Source organism: Flavobacteriales bacterium, assembly GCA_019694795.1.
Lineage (GTDB): Bacteria > Bacteroidota > Bacteroidia > Flavobacteriales_D > UBA2798 > UBA2798.
In genome coordinates this window covers 1-3,691 of the sequence record JAIBBF010000115.1, presented here as the reverse complement: position 1 = coordinate 3,691, position 3,691 = coordinate 1, and the positions used below count along the sequence as shown (strand labels likewise).

Here is a 3,691-nt window from a genome sequence, read left to right as displayed (position 1 = left end):
AGGTCGGTTTATTTGTTGTGCGGGCGGAGGGACTCGAACCCACATGCCTTGCAGCGCTAGATCCTAAGTCTAGTGCGTCTACCAGTTTCGCCACGCCCGCAGTAAGAAAAATATAAAGAACAAAAACGAATCGCGTCTACTCCCGAAAGTTCTTACCGAGACCTATGTCGAGGTTTAGAACTTCGTGGATCCCGATAAAGCGAAGATTCCTCTGAGCTTTCATCGGGACAGTTTCGCCACGCCCGCAGTAAGATAATATAAAGAACAAATACGAATCGCGTCTACTCCCGAAAGTTCTTACCGAGACCTATGTCGAGGTTTAGAACTTCGTGGATCCCGATAAAGCGAAGATTCCTCTGAGCTTTCATCGGGACAGTTTCGCCACGCCCGCAGTAAGATAATATAAAGAACAAATACGAATCGCGTCTACTCCCGAAAGTTCTTACCGAGACCTATGTCGAGGTTTAGAACTTCGTGGATCCCGATAAAGCGAAGATTCCTCTGAGCTTTCATCGCGACAGTTTCGCCACGCCCGCAACGGTTTAAAAAACGTTTTAAACTTGTTAAGGGACTGCAAAACAAATAAAAAAAAATGAATATTCCTTGTTTCTAAACAAGAATCAACCGATCGACAATCGCCGAATCGTAAACTTGTGGAAAATTTGACATCGGAAAAAGCCGGGATTATGGTTACTTTTGATCCTTATTTTGCTGTTATGTTACGTGTTGATCCGAAAGAAATTCCTGTTCCAAAGCTCCATGGATATTTATTGGGTGCCGTTGGACCTCGTCCCATTGCCTTTGCGAGCACAGTGGATGCAGAGGGACGTCCGAATTTAGCTCCGTTCAGTTTCTTTAATGTATTTAGTGCAAATCCTCCCATTTTGGTTTTTAGTCCAGCCAGAAGCGGTCGCACCAACACCACAAAAAACACCTACGATAATGTAAAAGAACATCCGGAGGTGGTCATCAACATCGTGAATTACGATATGGTTCATCAGATGTCGCTGGCCAGTTCTGAATATCCAAAAGGAGTAGATGAATTTGAAAAGTCCGGTTTCACAAAAATTGCATCAGAACAGGTTAAGCCATTCCGCGTGAAAGAAAGTCCGGTTCAACTCGAATGCAAAGTGAAAGAAGTAGTAGAACTTGGCGATCAGGGTGGAGCTGGAAATCTAATCATCTGCGAGGTTGTTTTAATGCATATCCGCGAAGATCTCATTAACGACAAGGGCAGCATCGATCAAACCAAAATCGACCTCGTAGCCCGCATGGGAGGCAATTGGTATTGCAGGGCACATGGTGATGCACTTTTCGAAATTGAAAAACCATTAACCACTCTTGGAATTGGTGTCGATTCCATTCCAACTGATATTCGATACTCAAAAGTACTTACAGGAAATCATCTGGGTCAACTCGGTAATGTTGAAACACTCCCCGATGAAACCGACGTGAACGAATACAAATTACTTGAGCTAAGTGATTTGTTTTTGAAGTATCAAAATAACTATTCTCAATTGGAAAATGAGCTCCATAAACATGCTGCTCAATTACTGGATCAAGGCAAAGTAAAAGAAGCCTGGATGACGCTACTCAGTTTTAATAATTAATTGCTAACTCAACTCTATGTATACGCTTAAAGGACAAATCAAACTCGTTCAACCTACCCAACAGGTCAGTGAAAAATTCAGAAAAAGAGAAATTGTTGTTACCGACAATTCATCCCAATATCCTCAATTTATCACCATTCAATTTACCAACGATAAATGCGAATTGCTCGATTCATTTAAAACAGGTGAAGAAGTAGAAATCGGTTTCTTTTTACGTGGTCGCGAATGGAAAGATCCTAAGACAGGAAACATGCGTTACTTCAACTCCATTGATGGATTTAAAATCAACCGCGCCAACAATCCGAATGCAAATCCGGCCGATGAAATGCCGAATTATGAAATTCCTTCCGGAGATGACGTAGATGATCTTCCGTTCTGATCACTCTTTTTCAAAAAATACATTGAAATAAAAAATCCCGTTTTCACGGGATTTTTTTATGCTCTAATATCGTCGACTGCCTTCGTATCGAGTGCATCTCTTAATCCATTTCCTACCAGCATAAATGCGAGCACCATCACCACGGTGGCAATACCGGGCAACACGGCGAGATAAGCCATATCGGTGGTGATATAATCTTTATGTTGTGCAATCATAGATCCCCAGCTTGGCATAGGAGGTTGCACACCAACTCCTAAAAAGGAAAGTCCGCTTTCAATCAAAATAGCCGAAGCAAAATTTGCAGCAGAAATTACGATAACAGGACCCATCACATTGGGTAAAACGTGACGAAAAATTATTCTCGGCGAACGAAATCCTAGTGCGCGTCCAGCCTCTACAAATTCTTTTTCCCGAATAGAAAGAACTTGTCCGCGAACAATCCGTGCCACCTCAACCCACATCGTTAAACCCACCGCAACAAACACCTGCCAAAAACCTTTTCCTAATGCAATGGTAACAGCAATAACTAAAAGTAATGTTGGGATGGACCAAACCACATTGATAAGCCACATCACCACATCATCAATCCATCCTCTAAAATAACCTGCAATGGCACCGAGTGATATTCCAATGATGAGAGAAATTAATACAGAAATTAATCCCACTGCTAACGAAATAATTGTTCCCGCCATTAACCGACTCAGCAAATCACGACCGTTACGATCGGTACCCAGCCAATAGGTTTGTTCAACAATATTTTTCTCGGCCACTTCCTTCTGCATATCCTCAATGGAACGAGTGATTTTATTATTGTTGATATCGTAAAAAGTTACGTTACCTTGTCCGTCTTCCTGATAACGGTTATTGAGATGCAGCGGATACAAAACATCAGCCAGCATAACAGGTATACTCGTAGCTCTGAATTTTGCATTTTCATCATCACCCACATATTCTTTCACAATAATTTCTGCTCCTCTGAATTCAAAATCAGTAATCGGAATATAGCGATAAGCATTTTCCCTTCCGCCTAAAAACATCATTCCGAAAAATGAAGATTGGAGAATGGTATCATTTTTATGAACCATTAAATGCTTAACGGTAAAGCCAGGCGATTTAGTAGAAATGGGAGGTAATCCATTCGCCGCGTTTTTGGTTTGATCCGGACGAATTGTTGCACCTAAAATTGCAATTACACAAGCAAACAAAATAACAATTGCACCAAACATGGCAGGAACGTTACGCTTTAAACGACGCCAGGCCAGTGCCGAAAGTGATTTCGAAACCTCTTTAACTTTTTTATCTGCTTTTTCTTTTTTTAGCATCGCTAGTTAATTTTCCTTTCCTTCCATTGACCCTTAAATAACAGGCCATAAAAAGCAACGGGAAAAACATAAAACATGTGAAAGACAAATGCAGGAATAAAATACATCCACTTTGCTCCCCCACCCATTTTGGTGTTGCTCAAAAATAACAACAAAAAATCAATTCCTGCCTTCCATGCAAGGCAAATCAAAGTAATCGCCCAATGTGCAGAAAATACCGCCGAATGAAGAACCATAAGCACTAAAAGGGCATTAAAGAGCAATACAGCCATTGCAAGCAATAGAGAGAGCGGATCCTTGTAACTACCGGCCTTTGCTCCCCACCTTGCTCTACGCCTAAGAAAATTCATCAGGTTTCCGGAGGATTCCGTTTCCACCAC

General features: G+C 41.5%; 4 protein-coding genes and 1 tRNA gene. 2 read left to right on the top strand and 3 right to left on the bottom strand.

Translation table 11 applies throughout. The features are described 5' to 3' along the window. Positions 1-18: 18 nt before the first annotated feature. Positions 19-100: transfer RNA gene (locus K1X56_15045), tRNA-Leu, on the bottom strand. Between the two features lie 616 nt (positions 101-716). Here K1X56_15045 and K1X56_15040 point away from each other — a divergent pair. Continuing rightward, positions 717-1,610, top strand: coding sequence for a flavin reductase family protein (locus K1X56_15040; protein MBX7096035.1), 894 nt, complete (start codon positions 717-719; stop codon positions 1,608-1,610). A gap of 16 nt (positions 1,611-1,626) precedes the next feature. Next, positions 1,627-1,989 (top strand): DUF3127 domain-containing protein, encoded by a 363-nt coding sequence (locus tag K1X56_15035; protein ID MBX7096034.1) that lies wholly within the window; start codon positions 1,627-1,629, stop codon positions 1,987-1,989. A gap of 56 nt (positions 1,990-2,045) precedes the next feature. Here K1X56_15035 and K1X56_15030 read toward each other — a convergent pair whose 3' ends face one another. Next, positions 2,046-3,311 (bottom strand): ABC transporter permease, encoded by a 1,266-nt coding sequence (locus K1X56_15030; protein ID MBX7096033.1) that lies wholly within the window; start codon positions 3,309-3,311, stop codon positions 2,046-2,048. A gap of 2 nt (positions 3,312-3,313) precedes the next feature. Further along, positions 3,314-3,691 (bottom strand): hypothetical protein (locus K1X56_15025; protein MBX7096032.1); only part of this gene is annotated, 378 nt, incomplete at its 5' end.

Coding starts and splice junctions, on each gene's coding strand:
- K1X56_15030 (MBX7096033.1), bottom strand. CDS start 3,311: ATGCTAAAAAAAGAAAAAGCAGATAAAAAAGTTAAAGAGGTTTCGAAA.
- K1X56_15040 (MBX7096035.1), top strand. CDS start 717: ATGTTACGTGTTGATCCGAAAGAAATTCCTGTTCCAAAGCTCCATGGA.
- K1X56_15035 (MBX7096034.1), top strand. CDS start 1,627: ATGTATACGCTTAAAGGACAAATCAAACTCGTTCAACCTACCCAACAG.